Source organism: Fructilactobacillus sp. X8R1C1 (assembly GCF_059900945.1).
This window is the reverse complement of sequence record NZ_JBWXVH010000006.1, coordinates 26,550-43,518: the sequence shown is the minus strand read 5'-3', so window position 1 is coordinate 43,518 and position 16,969 is coordinate 26,550. Positions and strand designations below refer to the sequence as shown.

Annotated in this window: 14 protein-coding genes and 1 pseudogene; 12 read left to right on the top strand and 3 right to left on the bottom strand. The window is 34.6% G+C overall.

Annotated features, from left to right (window positions below; translation table 11 throughout):
• Positions 1-21: 21 nt before the first annotated feature.
• The 3 genes from AC6UD1_RS06425 to greA all read right to left on the bottom strand — a co-directional run bounded on the left by AC6UD1_RS06425 (position 22) and on the right by greA (position 4,867).
• Entirely contained in the window at positions 22-1,938 is a 1,917-nt protein-coding gene (locus AC6UD1_RS06425; RefSeq protein WP_500707611.1) for an acyltransferase family protein, read from the bottom strand.
• A gap of 157 nt (positions 1,939-2,095) precedes the next feature.
• Positions 2,096-4,237: an ATP-dependent Clp protease ATP-binding subunit gene (locus AC6UD1_RS06420; protein WP_500693328.1), complete on the bottom strand. Its 2,142-nt coding sequence runs from the start codon at positions 4,235-4,237 to the stop codon at positions 2,096-2,098.
• A 162-nt stretch (positions 4,238-4,399) separates the two neighbouring features.
• Complete coding sequence (greA, locus tag AC6UD1_RS06415) at positions 4,400-4,867, bottom strand: transcription elongation factor GreA (protein WP_500707610.1); 468 nt, start codon at positions 4,865-4,867, stop codon at positions 4,400-4,402.
• A 186-nt stretch (positions 4,868-5,053) separates the two neighbouring features.
• On the opposite strand from greA, the gene AC6UD1_RS06410 reads away from it, so the two are divergent.
• From AC6UD1_RS06410 to rfbB, 12 genes and pseudogenes are all read left to right on the top strand, one after another.
• Positions 5,054-6,031 (top strand): LCP family protein, encoded by a 978-nt coding sequence (locus AC6UD1_RS06410; RefSeq protein WP_500696385.1) that lies wholly within the window; start codon positions 5,054-5,056, stop codon positions 6,029-6,031.
• A gap of 99 nt (positions 6,032-6,130) precedes the next feature.
• Positions 6,131-6,805 carry a sugar transferase gene (locus AC6UD1_RS06405; protein WP_500707609.1) on the top strand — a complete coding sequence of 225 codons (675 nt, stop codon included), beginning with the start codon at positions 6,131-6,133 and terminating at the stop codon, positions 6,803-6,805.
• 4 nt (positions 6,806-6,809) lie between these two features.
• Positions 6,810-7,595 (top strand): DUF4422 domain-containing protein, encoded by a 786-nt coding sequence (locus tag AC6UD1_RS06400; RefSeq protein ID WP_500707608.1) that lies wholly within the window; start codon positions 6,810-6,812, stop codon positions 7,593-7,595.
• Between the two features lie 15 nt (positions 7,596-7,610).
• Positions 7,611-8,669 carry a glycosyltransferase gene (locus tag AC6UD1_RS06395; RefSeq protein WP_500707607.1) on the top strand — a complete coding sequence of 353 codons (1,059 nt, stop codon included), beginning with the start codon at positions 7,611-7,613 and terminating at the stop codon, positions 8,667-8,669.
• 14 nt (positions 8,670-8,683) lie between these two features.
• Positions 8,684-9,808 (top strand): UDP-galactopyranose mutase, encoded by a 1,125-nt coding sequence (gene glf / locus AC6UD1_RS06390; protein ID WP_500707606.1) that lies wholly within the window; start codon positions 8,684-8,686, stop codon positions 9,806-9,808.
• Positions 9,809-9,810: 2 nt separating this feature from the next.
• Entirely contained in the window at positions 9,811-11,244 is a 1,434-nt protein-coding gene (locus AC6UD1_RS06385; RefSeq protein WP_500707605.1) for a flippase, read from the top strand.
• Entirely contained in the window at positions 11,237-12,271 is a 1,035-nt protein-coding gene (locus AC6UD1_RS06380) for a glycosyltransferase (protein ID WP_500707604.1), read from the top strand. The genes AC6UD1_RS06385 and AC6UD1_RS06380 overlap by 8 nt, the downstream gene beginning before the upstream one ends.
• Positions 12,272-12,289: 18 nt before the next feature.
• The gene (locus AC6UD1_RS06375) at positions 12,290-13,252 is read left to right on the top strand and encodes a glycosyltransferase (protein WP_500707603.1); all 963 of its coding nucleotides are present in this window, start codon (positions 12,290-12,292) and stop codon (positions 13,250-13,252) included.
• Positions 13,253-13,589: 337 nt separating this feature from the next.
• A complete protein-coding gene (locus AC6UD1_RS06370; protein ID WP_500707602.1) occupies positions 13,590-14,438 on the top strand; it encodes a glycosyltransferase family 2 protein in 849 nt (282 codons plus the stop codon).
• Between the two features lie 14 nt (positions 14,439-14,452).
• The gene (gene rfbA / locus AC6UD1_RS06365; RefSeq protein WP_500707601.1) at positions 14,453-15,319 is read left to right on the top strand and encodes a glucose-1-phosphate thymidylyltransferase RfbA; all 867 of its coding nucleotides are present in this window, start codon (positions 14,453-14,455) and stop codon (positions 15,317-15,319) included.
• 19 nt (positions 15,320-15,338) lie between these two features.
• Positions 15,339-15,911, top strand: a complete 573-nt coding sequence (gene rfbC, locus AC6UD1_RS06360; RefSeq protein WP_500707692.1) for a dTDP-4-dehydrorhamnose 3,5-epimerase — start codon at positions 15,339-15,341, stop codon at positions 15,909-15,911.
• 20 nt (positions 15,912-15,931) lie between these two features.
• Positions 15,932-16,968, top strand: a pseudogene (gene rfbB / locus AC6UD1_RS06355) (dTDP-glucose 4,6-dehydratase).
• The last annotated feature ends 1 nt before the right edge of the window (position 16,969 follow it).

The following is a 16,969-nucleotide window of genomic DNA, read 5'->3' as shown; positions in this document are numbered from 1 at the left end:
CCATTTGGGTTGGCTTATTAATTATTTTTCGGCGTGCTTCAAAACGTTTTGAGCGATGAAGGAAGCATACTTTGGCGTTCCTTGCACGTTAGGGTGCGTCTGGTCTTGATAGAGGTACTGTGGATGTGACTTAGCATAATCATACCAGTCGATCACATACAGGTTCTTATACTTCTTTTGAGCCTTCTTTAGAAACGAATTAACCTGGTTCTGCCATGGCTGGGTCGGAACGTAGGTGTTAATCCAGAAGACGTGCCGGTTCTTTCCCGCAATTTCCATATACTGTTTCATTGTCTCATCACTAATGGCACCGTTAGTTCCAAGGCCGATAATGACGTTTTTACCCAACAAACCTTGTTGTTGCATACTCTTCATGATGGCAACTCCATCTTGAGGGTGACGCGAGGTGGCAGCATCAATGTACAGTTTTGGAAAGATCTTTTGCAGATTATCGCGTCCAGATAACATGACTGAGTCACCAATTGCACTTCCAGAGAGGTTCTGAGCTTCTTGGAGTTGTTGCTTGGTTAGGCCGTCTTTTTCCAGCTTCTTATTGACTTTCGTGTTCTTTGATTTTTTACCGGATTTGATTTCTTTGGCTAGTTTTTCGTTGTGCTTATCTTGCGCCTTAGAGTTCTTTTGAATTCGGTTGGCCAGTTGCGTGTGATTGGCAGCCTTCGGATTAACCGTGGTTGATTGGAAGATACCAACCGTGCCAATGGTTAATACAATAATTGCTAGGACCTTTAGGACCATGTGGTGCTTAAAGCACGCGGTCAGCCAATCTTTAATTTGGTCAAGACTCATCTTGTAAACGTGAAAGAGAGTCTTGAAAAACTCAGGGACCCGATGGTAATCGTATTTTGCGAGCGGAACCTCAATGAAGCGGTACGATAATTCTGAGATAACGATGATAATCGCAATTTCGATAAGAGCATACAACCATTGATGATCAGCTACATCCTTAAATTTGTCGGCAAAGAAAACAAAAACGGGGAACTGATAAACATAGATTTCGTAACTTCTAGAACCGATCCAATCAAATAACTTGTTGGTTAGGATGCGATTCCAGTGACTATTAGGATGAACAACCGCCATCATGGCCATTATGGTAAAGATTGAGAACAGTGCCATGCCACCATGATACAAAAACGGTGACTGTGAACCAGTGGTAACGATGATCCAACCCATTCCTACCATTCCGATTAAACCAAAGACGTCCAGTAGAAATGACTTTTGGTTGTCATTATCGCGTTTCTGGGTACTCGGCCAGAAAACGGCCAGGGCAGCGCCAAAAAGAATTGAGAACATTCGGGTGTCAGTCCCGTAGTAAACTCGACTAGGATCACTACCAGGATGATACAGAACGGCCATTAAAAGGACTGAAAGAACTGATAATAAAATGACAGTGTAAAAAATGGGGTGTTTGTTTCCGTGGAATTTTTTAAGTAAGAAGTAGGCAATTAGTGGCCAAATTAGGTAGAATTGTCCTTCAATTGCTAGGGTCCAAAGGTGAGTAAATGGGGAAGCACTTCCAGCAAAGTTCTGGAAGTATGATTGACCATTCATGATTTCCCACCAGTTATATACGTAAGCTAAGTTAGATACGACGCTCTGCCATAGATTCGCTAGTAGATTACGTTGAAACAATGTTATGTATGCAGCGGTCGCAAATAACATCGTAATGAGGGTGGGATACAGCCGCTTTAATCGTTTTGACCAAAAGTAGCCGTAGCGGAAATGGTTCGTTTCATGGTATTCGGTAATCAGATGGTCGGTAACCAAATATCCTGACAACGTCAAAAACACCGGAACCCCTAGGTATCCTCCGGTAAATACGCTAGGTGACAGGTGGTATAAGATGACACAGATAACGGCAAGTGCCCGTAAGCCGGTGAAGCCGGTAATAAACCGACGTTTTGTAGTTTTATTATTCATATTATTGGATCCCTAATTATTAGTTTGTATAACAGCAAGTCTAGCACGCAAAGACCGCACTGTATACGGGTTTCAGCAAATCTTAAGAAAAAGATTTTGGGCACAAAAAAACATCTACCAGAATTGGTAGATGTTTTTAAAAATATAACTAACTTAATTAGTCACCACTAGCAAGTTTAGTCTTGTCAGTATTCTTAGTGATTTCGATGGTGTCTTTTCTAAGATCAGCCTTAAGATGTTTAACATCTTGGTGATCCAAGTAGTACATCGCAATCTTATCTCTTAATTGTTGTTCGATTACTCGACGTAATGGACGAGCACCCATGGCTTCATCGTAACCTTGGTCCATCAACCATTTCTTAGCATCTGGAGTTACGTAAAGTTCCATGTCTTTTTGAGCTAAGGTGTCATTTAAGTTACCGATCATCAGGTCAACAATCTTGCTCAAGTCTTCCTTAGTCAAGTGTGAGAACTCAACAATGGCATTGAATCGGTTCAAGAATTCAGGTCTGAAGTATGGAGCCAACCGGTCCATAATTGACATGTCCTTCTTGTTGTTCTTGCTCATTGAATCGTTTCCGAATCCGGCGTTTGAAGTAGCAATGATAACGGTGTTCTTAAAGTCAACCACGTTACCTTGACCATCAGTCAAACGACCATCGTCCATAACTTGAAGTAATAGGGTAATTACTTGTGGGTTAGCCTTTTCAATTTCATCAAGCAATACGATTGAGTATGGGTTTCTTCTTACTTGTTCAGTAAGGGTATTACCATTGTCACCGTAACCAACGTAACCAGCTGAAGTACCAATCATCTTGGATACAGCAGTTACATCTTGGTATTCTGACATATCAAGTCTGATGATTGAGTTTTCATCGTTGAACATGTCTTTAGCCAATTGCTTAACTAATTCAGTTTTACCAACACCAGTAGGTCCAACGAATAAGAATGAACCAATTGGACGGTTACCCTCGTCAAAACCGGCACGGTTTCTACGGATAGCGTTAACAACTAGGTCAACAGCTTGGTCTTGGCCAATGACACGGCCCTTAAGACGAGTATCCATACCTTTCAATCTTTCAAGGTCGTTAGCACTCATTTGTGAAACTGGAATACCAGTTAATCTTTCAACTGAGTCAGCAATGTCTGATACCTTTGCAACTGGACGGTCAGTGTTAGTGTCGTCACTCTTAAGTTTCTTTTCAATATCTTCGATCTTAGTCTTTGCTTTAGCTGCATCTTCGTACTTTTCAGCTTTAGCTGCGTCTTCTTTTTCCTTCTTAGCATCCTTTAATTCACTTTCAAGGGTAACCTTGTCAGTAACAGGGTGCTTTGCGGCTAAGTGAGCAGCGGTCATATCGATCAAGTCAATGGCCTTATCAGGTAATGAACGTTGAGGGATGTATTGAACTGAGTAGTCAACGGCAGCTTTTAAAACATCGTCAGGTAAGGTAACTTGGTGATGATCTTCGTAAGCTTTCTTGATGCCCTTCAAGATTTCAAGGGTAGTAGCTTTACTTGGAGCGTCAACAGTAACGTCATTGAAACGACGTGCAAGTGCAGAGTCTTTCATAATGGTGTTTCTGTATTCGTCTTGAGTGGTGGCACCAATAACTGAGATTTCACCACGGCTCAAAGCTGGTTTGATCATGTCAGCTAAACCTTTACTTCCAGATTCGTCACCAGAAGCACCGGCACCGACGATTTGATGAATTTCATCAAAGAATAGGATAACGTTTTTACGTTCTTCAACTTCTTTGATTAATTTTTGAATATTTTCTTCGTATGAACCACGGTATTGAGTACCGGCTTCAAGAGAAGATAAATCGATTGAAATGATTTGCTTGTCTTTGATTGCGCCAGGGACATCACCCTTAACGATCTTTTGAGCTAAACCTTCAACGATGGCAGTCTTACCAACACCAGCGTCACCAACTAAAATTGGGTTGTTTTTGATACGACGACTCAAGATTTCAGCGGTTTCTTGGATTTCTTTGTCACGTCCAATAACTGGGTCAAGTAAACCTTGTTTAGCTTCATCAGTTAGGTTTCGACCAACTTTATCCAAGTAACTTTCAGCTTTCTTTTGTTGCTTGGCGTTGTTGCCTCCGCCGTTTCTACCACGACGACCAGGAATTTGACCTGATTTTCTCATTGCTTCAACTTCTTCAGGAGTAAGTTCGTGACCGTTAACAACGTAACGAGCATTAGGGTTTTGACCCATTCCTCCATTCATTAGACTATTAAATAAATCGTCCATTCCGTTTCCGAATGGATCATTTCCAAAATTGTCTGCCATGTGCAATTTCCCTCTTTCCTATTTTCACCACTTGGTGAGTTTATAACTACATAAGATAAACAATAGGAACATATCTCAAGTTCCAATTCTAATTATACCAGTTTTGAATCGAATGCATAGTAATTAGCTCATATCTACCGGGTTTGGTCAACGTTGGTCAAACTATTTCCCTTGACTGGTGCCGATTTGCAAGATTTTTAATTTATAGTTTACTTCGGGGGCTTTTACTGAAATTGTTTCATTAAGATGATGACCTAGTAATGATTTTCCAAGTGGAGAATCGTAAAAAATTTTGTTTTCATTTAATTTAGAGAATTCAGCTTCTTGTTTCCCCACAATAAGGAAGGAATCTAAATCGCCGTCTTCTAAAAATTGCACTTTAACCTCGCTACCAATGCCGATTCGGTCATTATCAGGCTTTCTAACAATCTCAGCATATTGTTCCTGTTTTCTAAAATAACGCAAGCGACTTTCTAATCGATGGAGTTCTCTTTTAGACGTACTGTATTCCGCGTTTTCAGAACGGTCACCCAGAGCAGCGGCATCGTGTAAGGCTTGGATTTTTCCCGGACGATTTTTTTGCAGCTTTTTGATTTCATCTTGAATCTGTTTGTAGCCGTTGCGTGTCATTTTATTAAAGTATGTCGCCAACTTAGTTCACCTCAGTCCTTTTTCGCCCAAATTTTAACATAATGTAGTTTAAATAATGGTAACAAAAGGTAACTTATTGCCTTATAAAGTTTTCATCGTTAGCAGCTTATGATATTATTACACTATGATTAATTCAAAATCGATTTTATTCTAAGGAGAAATAGTATGAGAAGCCGTCACATGGAGAAGAAATCTCATAAGACTCGTAACATCATTATTCTAGTTGTGATCGTGATTGTAGCGATTGTTTTAGCGTTTTTAGGGTATGGTGCTTACAAGTATAAATCTGCATCAAATGAAATTAACAAAGCTTATAAGAGTGCAGGAATCAAGAAACAACGAGATACTGACGCGCTGTTAAATCATAAAAAACCAATTTCAATCCTATTACTTGGGACTGATACGGGTGCTCTTGATCGTGATTATAAAGGTCGAACCGATACTTTAATGGTTGCCACTCTTAATCCAGAGACCAAGAAAATGACGCTCACAAGTATCCCACGTGATACTGCCGTTAATATTCCCGGGTATCCACAGTATTCACCATCTAAGATTAATGCCGCTTACACTTACGGAAGTGCTGGGACTGCCATTCAGACCGTTGAAAAACTGTTAAACGTTCCAATTGATTTCTATGTCTTAATTAACATGGGTGGCTTAAAGGAAATCGTTGACCAAGTAGGTGGAGTGACTATCACACCAACGTTGTCCTTTAGTTATGAAGGCTATAACTTCAAGAAGGGTCAACCAACTAAGATGGACGGAAAAGAAGCACTTTCTTATTCAAGAATGAGATATTCTGACCCAGCTGGTGATTATGGAAGAACAATGCGGCAACGTCAGGTTCTCCAAGCCATTGCAGCTAAGGGTGGTTCGGTATCACATCTCATGAATAATGACTTCATTAGTTCAATTGCCAAGTCCAGTCAGACTGATTTGGACTCAAGTGATTTGACGAAACTTGCTACTAGTTACCGAGAACACGGTGACTTTGTTGATAATCATCTTCAGGGTGAAAACCAGATGATTGAGAACTCAGCAATGCAGGTGCCAACGGAAAGTCAATTGCAACAGACTACCAACTTCATTCGGAAGAATTTAGGTTTGCCTGCCGCTAAGACTGGAACCGCAGCTTATCACTAGATTTAAATAGCAACGAAATGTTCTCCTAAGTTTATGAGGAGGACATTTTAGCGTAAAGGGTAATTAAAGCCTAAATATTTATTTTCGGGAGAGTTTATAGTGGAAAATACAACAGATAATAATAAATCTAAAGAAAGAGAATATAGTCCCAAAAATACGTTATTTTATCGTTGTATAAAACGGGTGTTTGATATTTGTGTATCAAGTGTGGCGTTAATTTTTGTGGGTATTATTTCAATATTTTTATTACCGTTATATTTGTTTGGTAATAATCGAGGCCCAATGTTTTATAAACAAAAAAGGATTGGCTTACATGGTCAACCCTTTTACATATACAAATATCGCTCAATGGTTGTGAATGCTGATGAAATTCTTAGATCTAATAAAGAATTATATGATGAATATGTAAAGGAAGGATATAAATTACCTTATGGCAAAGACCCACGTATTACGAAATTTGGTAATTTTTTGAGGCAAACATCATTGGACGAATTGCCGCAATTCTTTAATATTTTTATTGGCAATATGTCTTTAATTGGGCCCCGTCCAGTCGTTAAAAAAGAGCTAATTGAGTATGGAGACAAGGTAAATGAATTTTTGTCTGTGAAACCTGGTGCAATGGGGTATTGGCAGGAAATGGGGAGAAGCGATATTACTTATCCTAAACGATGTGACATAGAACTTTATTATGTAGAACATGCTTCTCTAATATTTGATACTAAAATCATGTTAAAGAGTTTTAAAAGTATTTTTGCAGGCAAAGGAGCTTATTAATAAGATGAATATTAAAATATTAGTTGCTTCACACAAAGATGCTCCAATGCCGAAAGACAAAGATTTATATTTACCTGTGCTTGTTGGGTCAGATAGAAATTATCATAATCAGAAAGGCTTTCAGCTTGACAATCAAGGTAAAAATATTTCATCCAAGAACCCTAATTATAATGAATTAACAGCTATTTATTGGGCATGGAAGAACTTACACAACATTGATGCAATTGGCCTTGTCCATTATCGGCGATTTTTTAGTATGCATCATAAGCGTTCTATAAATGGAGTTTTAACAAAGAAGCAAGTCGAACAATTATTAGATAAGGCACCTGTTATTTTACCGCGTAAACGAGATTATATTGTTGAATCTAACCAATCCCATTATGAACATGCACATCATAAAGAACCGTTAATCAAAACTCGAGAAATTATTTATCAAAATTATCCAAAATACCTTGAAGCTTTTGACAAACAAATGAATAGCAGAAAGGCACATATGTTTAATATGTTTATTATGAAAAAGAGTTATTTTTATAGTTACTGTGAATTTGTGTTTGGCGTACTTGGGAAAGTAGATGAACAAATAGATATTTCTGATTATTCTGTCCAAGAGGCAAGAGTGTTTGGATATCTTTCTGAAATGTTGATGGATGTGTGGATTAAAACCAATAGTGTTCAGTATACTGAATGTAACTGGATTCAAATCGGGGATCGTCACTTGGCTAAAAAGGCTTGGGGATTTGTAAAACGAAAGTTTTCTAGTAACATCAGCAAAAACGAAACACACTATTAATACTAGGAGAGGTGTATGGAAAAAGTACTAATCATTACTCCATTTATGACTGGTTTTGGAGGAACTGAAACTGTTATAAAAAATTTATTTGATGCTTATAATATTTCTAATCATCAATATCAAATGGAGTATTTAAATGTTGGTGGTTGCAATAATTATGATTGGTGTAAAAGTATAAAATTAAAAAAAATTATAAATATTCCAGGTAATCATTTTACTAGAAGATTTGAATATCTTGCTGTACTGCCATTTATACTAAAACATCAAATTAGTTTAATTCATCCAACTAAAATTATCTCAACCAATCCATATATTTGGATGCTTTGTTATCGTATGAAAAAAATATTTAATTTTAGATATGAAGTTTTTGCTTGGTATCATTATTCATTAGCAGCAAAACCTATAAAGAAATCTATTCTTAAAAGTGCTGATAAATACTTATCTATTAGCAGTGGTATAACAAAAGAACTTGAAGATAATGGCATACTGTCTTCAAATATTTCTACAATTTTTAATCCAATTAAGAAACAACAGCAAACAATTAATCCTACAAAAAATGTTAAGAAATTTATTTATGTTGGGCGTGTAATGCTAGATGGTCAAAAAGACTTAAGAGAATTGTTTGATGGCCTAAGTAAATTGGATGGAAATTTTGAATTAGATGTTTTTGGGTCTGGCGAAAATGATGAAATAGATAATTATATTAAATATAAAGGATTATCTAATAAAGTAATATTTCATGGCTTTAGCAATAATCCATGGGAGAATATTAAAAATGCTGATTTTCTTTTGTTGACTTCTAAATATGAAGGATTTCCTATGACTTTGTGTGAATCTATTTCTAGAGGATTACCAGTTATATCTTCTAATTGTCCTACGGGACCTAATGATATTGTTAATGATACCAACGGAAGACTGTATGCTACTAATAATTCTAAAGAATTTGAGAACTTGCTAGAGCTTGGTACGAATGGGAATATTAATGTTGGAAATAGAAGTGAAATTAAATCTTCAATATCTAAGTTTTATAATAATAATTATTTAAAAAATTTTGAGCAAGCGTTATTAATATAAAAGGGGTTTTTTCTGTGTCGAAAAAAGATTATTTAGTGGTTGGTTCTGGATTATTTGGATCAACCTTTGCATACGAAGCTGCTAAACGCGGTAATCACGTTGAGGTGATCGAAAAACGTGATCACGTTGGTGGCAATATCTATACCAAAGAAGTAGAGGGCATCCAAGTTCACGAATATGGAGCTCATATTTTTCATACCAAAATGAAAGACATCTGGGACTACGTGCATCAATTTGCGGACTTTAACAACTACGTTAACAGTCCCATTGCCAACTATCACGGTGAGATTTATAACATGCCGTTCAACATGAATACCTTCAATAAACTCTGGGGTGTTAGAACACCAGCAGAAGCTAAGGCTAAGATTGAAGAACAGAAGCGGAGTGCTAATATTCCGGATAAGCCAACTAACCTGGAAGAACAGGCTATCTCACTGGTGGGTCCTGACTTGTATGAGAAATTAGTAAAGGGCTACACCGAGAAACAATGGGGCAGAAAAGCCACTGATCTCCCGGCCTTTATCATTAGAAGAATTCCAGTTCGATTTATTTATGATAACAACTACTTTAGTGATCCATACCAGGGAATTCCAATTGGTGGATACACTCAAATTATCGAAAAAATGCTTGCTAGCGACTTAATCGATGTTAAAACTAACACTGACTTCTTTGATAAAAAGGATGAATATTTGAAGTCCGGTAAACGCATCATCTTCACCGGAATGATTGATCAATTCTTTGAGTATCAGTTAGGAGCTCTTGAATACCGGAGCTTGAAGTTTGATACTGAAGTGAAAGACGTTGACAATTATCAAGGAAATGCGGTTGTCAATTATACCGATGCTGAAACTCCATATACCAGAGTCATTGAACACAAGCACTTTGAGTTTGGGAAGGGTAACAAGCACAAGACCGTAATTACCCATGAATATCCCAAGACATGGCACCGTGGGGATGAACCATACTACCCAATCGATGATAAAAAGAATCGTTCTTTGTACAAGAATTACGTAGAATTAGCTGAAAAAGATGCGCCAAATGTTGTCTTTGGTGGCCGCTTAGGACAATATCGCTACTACAACATGGATCAGACCATCATGTCAGCTTTGAGACTAGTTAAAAACGAATTTGGTGAATAAATTTGGGTAAAGTAATTAAGAATTATTTGTATAACGCGTCTTATCAACTATTCGTGTTGATAGTTCCCTTAATCACCACTCCTTATCTGGCCCGTGTTTTGGGACCACAAGGAGTTGGTATTAATTCATATACAAATGCTAATATCCAATACTTTATTATTTTTGGAAGTGTTGGGGTCGCACTCTACGGTAATCGGCAGATTGCGTATGTGCGAAACAATAAGCAAAAACTAACCAATACGTTTTATGAAATATTCTTTATGCGAATAGTAACAATTGGTATTGCTTACATCGCCTTTTTTATTTTTTTAGCTCTCGTTCATCGTTATCATAGTTATTATATTGCGCAATCTTTCTCATTGCTTGCGGCAGCTTTTGATATTTCCTGGTTCTTTCAAGGGGTGGAAAATTTTAGAGTAACGGTATTAAGAAATTTTGTTGTTAAAATAATTACACTTATTAGTATTTTTGTATTTATAAAATCGTATAGTGACTTATGGTTATATATATTTATTCTTTCTATGTCACTTTTAATTGGAAACTTGACTTTATTTCCAAGTTTGAAAGGATATTTAGGGAAAGTCGATTGGAAAAGCTTTCACTGGTTTAGGCATTTTTGGCCATCAATGGTTTTATTCGTTCCTGAGATTGCCACTCAGATCTATTTAGTGGTTAATAAGACGATGCTGGGGGCAATGACCTCCGTTACGGCGGCTGGTTACTTTGATCAATCCGATAAGATTGTTAAATTATCATTAGCGGTCGTTACCGCGACTGGAACTGTTATGCTTCCACATGTGGCAAATGCATTCATGAGAGGGGAACGTGGAAGGGTAAAGAGATATTTATATCAAAGTTTTGAATTTGTTACTTCTTTGTCTGTGCCGATGGCGTTTGGAATTGCGGCAGTTGCACCAACTTTTGTACCATTATTTTTTACTCACAAATTTTTACCTGTTATTCCTTTAATGATGATTGAATCTATTGTGGTTGTTTTTATTGCTTGGAGCAATGCTATCGGAGTCCAGTATCTTGTGCCAACAAACCAAAATAAAGCCTACAATTATTCGGTCATTATTGGTGCAATTGTTAATATCGTTGCCAATGTTCCTTTGATTTTACTGTGGGGAGCAGTTGGTACAGCAATTGCAACGGTTTTGTCAGAAGCAAGCGTAACTAGTATTCAGTTATATGCTATAAAAGGTCAGATTGATTTTAAAAAATTATATCGGGGATTTTTCAAATATTTAACTTCAGGATTTTTAATGTTTCTTTCTATACTCATATTGAATAAATTTTTACAAGTAAAATGGATGAATCTTATTTTTGAAATTTGTTTGGGGATAATAATTTATGTATTGATTATTTTAATATTAAAACCAAATCTTGTTTCGGTAATAATAAGTAAAGTAAGCTCTAGGAGAAAAGATGAATAAGTATATAGTTGATGTGGCAAGGAGGAAGTTTAATGATGCTTCTACTAAGCCCAAGTCTGACATTAACAAAATTTTAGTAGAAAAATGTGGTTATAAACTATTATTTATTAATAAATTGCATCCTCATATTATTGATGCTAATTTTTTTGTTTCATCAAGAATTAAAAATGCTTTTAGTAAAGTATCATTTAAAATTGGCGATATTGTTGTTGTTCATTACCCTATAGATTCTGGTAGAAAATTTGAGAACATTTTAGTTAATGAGTTACATAAAAGAGGAATAAAAGTTATTGCTTTTATTCATGATGTTAATTCATTGAGAATGAGTACAGGAGTGTATTCAGATATTAAAGAAGAATCCAATGCTTTGAACAAATTTGATGTTGTAATTTCTCCAAACGAGTTCATGACAAGTGAATTAAATAAAAATGGATTCGAAAAACCGGTTGTCAATTTAAATATTTTTGATTATTTAAATAATTCAAAATGTAAGCCAAATAATAAAAACTATAAGAATAATATCACATTTGCGGGGAATTTAACTAAGTCTCCATTTTTATCTGATTTTGAGGTGCGTAATCCACTGCATGTTGACGTTTATGGAAACAAGAATAAGAACCAAATAATAAATAATAGCTTAAAATACCATGGATCTTTAACCCCTGAGGAATTGAGTGTTAACCTTGGAAAGGGTTTTGGATTAGTATGGGACGGAGACGATTATAAGACCGTATCGGGTATGGTAGGAAATTATTTAAAATTTAATAATCCATATAAAGCATCATCTTATCTTAGTGAAGGAATGCCCTTGATAGTATGGGACAAGGCTGCAATTAGTAGTTTTGTTAGAAATAATAAGGTAGGAATAACAGTATCAAGTTTAGATGATTTAAATAAAATTTTAAATAATGTGTCAGATGAAGAATTTGATGTGATGTGTAAAAATGCTTATCATGTTTCTAAAGAATTACGAGATGGCCATTTTACCGTGGATGCTATAAAAAGGGCAGAAAATGCATTAAGCTAGATTGTTTGGGTGAAAAATATGAGTGGAAAGATGACAAATTGTGACTTTAAATACGCAAATAGAATTGGCTCCATTGTTATTACATACAATCCATCTATTCATCTCTTAAAAGATAATATTGAAGCAGTTAAAGAGCAAGTTACAAGTGTTGTGGTTGTTGATAATGGATCTAGCAATATAGAGGAAATAAAAAAATTAATAAAGCAATATCAAAATGTATTTGTTTATGATCTTAAATATAACTATGGAATTGCATTTGCTCAAAATTATGGAATGAAGATTTTAAAAAAGGAAGGATTTCAGTGGGCTTTTATGCTTGATCAAGATTCAGTTATTCCTCCCAATTCAATCAATTATTTGACTAATTCAACACAATTTCATAGTCAAGATAGCGGAATTTTAACTTTACAGTATTCCTCAAGATCTTCAAAAAACACTATTTTCTTGCCAAATAATTTAAATATGAATCAGATAGACATGGTTGAAGTAAAAGAAGCTATTTCTTCAGGAAATTTAATTCGTATTGATGCTTGGCATAAAGTCAATGGATTTGATAATTGGATGTTTATTGATTGGGTTGATTACGATTTTGACGCTCGTTTAAAAATTTGTGGATACAAGATTTGGGAAACCAAATATGCCATGATGGAACATGAAGTTGGGACTCCCATGAATAAACCGATACTATTTAAATTACTACATTTAAATAATGAATTATCGAATCATGGTGTATTGAGAGAGTATTATATAGAAAGAAATCAAATTGTTTATGCTAAGAGATATCCTGATAAATCAAAACATAAACCAGTTATTCAAGTAGTCTCTACAATTTTTCAATTGAGAAAATTAATAATCTTTTCAAAACCAAAATTCAAAAAATTCCTTTATATGTTTAGAGGAATTATTGACGGAATAAGGTATAATGTAGATGATGATGAGTTTTTTCAAAACTTTATTAACATTAAAAATAATAATTTATAAAAAAATAAATAGAATCGCACTAAAAATAAAAGCTTTTAATTATATAAAAGTTTTTATTAATTAATTGTTCATTAGAAAATGATTTTTAATAATATCTTCTTTTTTTATTATGTTTTTTAGTGTCCTCGTTGTTTTATTTTACTTTTTAAGTTGTATTCAAATTGTTTGTATCATGCTATGAATGTTATTTTCGAAATAATAATTGAGTGAATATTTTCTTCCTTCTGGAATCATTATTGGAAATTAATTTTTATTATCGGTTTCTGCATACGATATTTTTGCTCAGTAATTTATGGCAACCAAAGTAAACATTGTGTTTATAGTAAGGAGAGATAATATGGAATTTTCATTAGGTTGTGTCATCGTTACATATAATCCTGATTCAAATGATTTGTTAAATAATTTAAGTATTTATGAAGGCGCTTTTGATAAAGTTGTAGTGATAGACAACTCATTGAATGATGATTTAAGAGAAGAATTGAGTGATATGAATGTTGAATATATCCCATTATTTAAGAATACTGGAATTGCCAATGCACAAAACATCGGTATAAAACAAATTATTAATGATGTTGATGGAATTGTTTTTTTTGATCAAGATAGTTATATGACCAAAGATAATATAAATAAAATGGTTTTTGACTATAATTCATTAGATAATAAAGAAAGAATTGCATCAATCTCTCCATGTGTAAATGATTCTAAGGGTAAAAGAAAGATTTCGTATGTTGATCAAGTTATTTCTTCAGGCTCGATGATACCATCTGAGGTTTTAAAAGATGTTGGACTAATGGATGCTAAGTTATTTATTGAGTTTGTTGATTATGAATGGTGTTGGAGAGCCATTAAAAATGGCTATTTGATTGCAATTGATAATGATATACCTATCAATCATCAAACGTTAAATGTTACAAAAGTATTGGGAAGAGATATTTCCTCTCCAACTAGGACTTATTATTATTTTAGAAATTTGACGACTTTAATTAGAAATCATAGTTTCTTAAAAAACACATCTTCGTGGTGGGCATATAAAGTATTTAAGCATGTAATATTTGAATTAGTATTTTGTTCAAATAGAAGAGAAAGATTTAAGAACATGATGAATGGTATGGGTGATGCTTTTAAAGGTATTACTGGAGAAAATCCAAGATTAATTGAAAAAGAAAAAACTCAAAGCTTTTTTTAGGAGATTATTAGGTAATGAAAGGTATAATTTTAGCTGGTGGGTCTGGAACAAGACTTTATCCAATAACCAAAGCAACATCAAAGCAATTAATTCCTGTGTATGATAAGCCCATGATATACTATCCGCTTTCTACATTAATGTTGGCTGGTATAAAGGATATTTTAGTCATTTCTACTCCAGAGAATACTCCACTATTTGAACAATTGTTGGGAGATGGTTCTTCACTTGGCATTAATATTTCATATGCCATTCAACAACATCCAAATGGACTAGCAGAGGCATTCATAGTGGGAGAAGACTTTATTGGAAAAGACCCTGTATGTTTAGTTTTAGGTGATAATATTTTCTATGGAAGTGGATTATCTGGTATTCTTCAATCTGCTGCTAATATAACTGACGGTGCTACTGTATTTGGTTATCACGTTAAAGACCCAGAACGGTTTGGAGTTGTTGATTTTGATGATGATATGCGTGCAGTCTCCATTGAAGAAAAACCTAAACATCCTAAAAGTGATTTTGCTGTAACTGGATTATATTTTTATGATAACGATGTGATTAATATTGCAAAAAGTATCAAGCCATCAGCTCGTGGAGAATTGGAAATTACCGATGTTAATAAGGCTTACTTAGATAAAAACAAGCTTAATGTCAGACTCTTAGATCGTGGTTTTGCATGGTTAGATACTGGAACTCATGATTCATTACTTCAAGCTGCTAATTATGTTTATACTGTCGAAAATAATCAGAATCTAAAAATATCATGTTTGGAAGAGATAGCTTATCGTATGCATTATATTGATGCTGATCAGGTAGAAAAATTAGCACAACCCTTAAAAAAGAATGATTATGGTAAATATTTATTGAGATTAATTAACAAATAAGGAGAATAGTATGTCACAAATTAAAGTTTTAAATACTAAATTAACTGATGCTAAAATTATTGAACCTACCATTCATGGTGATAATCGTGGGTTCTTTAGTGAAACATATTCAGAAAAAGATTTTAATGAGGCGGGTATTACTACTAACTTTATTCAAGATAATCAATCATTGTCAAGCCAAGCAGGTGTACTACGTGGATTACATTTTCAACGTGGCAAGTATTCTCAAACTAAGTTAATTCGTGTAGTAACTGGAGCTGTTTTAGACGTAATCGTTGATATTCGTAAGGGATCTCCTACATATAAAAAATGGGATGGATTTATAATTTCTGAAAGTAATCATCGTCAATTATTTGTTCCTAAAGGTTTTGCCCATGGTTTTGTTACTCTTACTGATAATGTTAATTTTTGTTATAAATGTGATGGATATTACGCTCCTCAAGCTGATGGTGGAATTACTTTCAAAGATCCAGATTTAAATATTGATTGGCCAATTGATTTCGACCAAGCTATAATTTCAGAAAAAGATGCGAAATTACCCACCTTTGTAGAATTTGAAAAAGATAATCCTTTTGTATATGGTGAAATTTAATTGTGAAATGAGGGCTTATAATGATTGAACCTAAGAACATACTAGTTGCTGGTGGAGCTGGATTTATTGGATCGAATTTTGTACATTATATAATTAATAATCATCCTAATGTGCATGTTACTGTCCTAGATAAACTAACTTATGCGGGAAATAAAGAAAATTTAGCAGATTTACCTGATGATCGAGTTAAGTTTATTCTAGGAGATATTTGTGATGAATGGATGGATGATAAGGTTGTTAGAGATGTTGATGCGGTTGTGAATTATGCTGCAGAAACGCATAATGATAACTCTTTAATTGATCCAGATCCTTTTATTAAAACTAATATATTGGGTACTTATCGATTAATTCAAGCTTGTCGTAAACATGGAATTAGATATCATCATATCTCTACTGATGAAGTATATGGTGATTTACCTCTGAGAAAAGACTTGCCAGGACATGGTGAAGGAAAAGGTGAAAAATTCACTCCAGGCTCACCATATAGACCAAGTAGCCCGTATTCTTCGTCAAAAGCCAGCTCAGATTTGCTTGTTCGAGCATGGGTTCGTTCATTTGGGTTAAAAGCAACAATTTCAAATTGTTCAAATAATTATGGACCATATAATATATTGAAAAATTTATTCCAAGACAAATTACAAATATTTTAAGTGGAATTAAACCTAAATTATATGGGTCTGGCGAAAATGTTCGTGATTGGATTTATACTGAAGATCATTCCCGTGCGGTTTGGGATATTTTGACTAAAGGACGTATTGGTGAAACCTATTTAATTGGTGCAAATGGTGAAATGGATAACAAGCACGTCTTAGAAATGATTCTTCAAATGATGGGAAAGTCCTCAGATGATTATGAGCTTGTTAAAGATCGACCTGGACATGATATGAGATATGCTATTGATTCATCGAAATTAAGAAATGAACTTGGTTGGGAGCCAAAGTATACTAACTTTAAAGATGGACTTCAAAAAACCATTGATTGGTATTCAAATAATGAGAATTGGTGGAAGCCTAATAAAAATAAAGTTGAGACAAAATATATTGAAAATGGTCAATAAT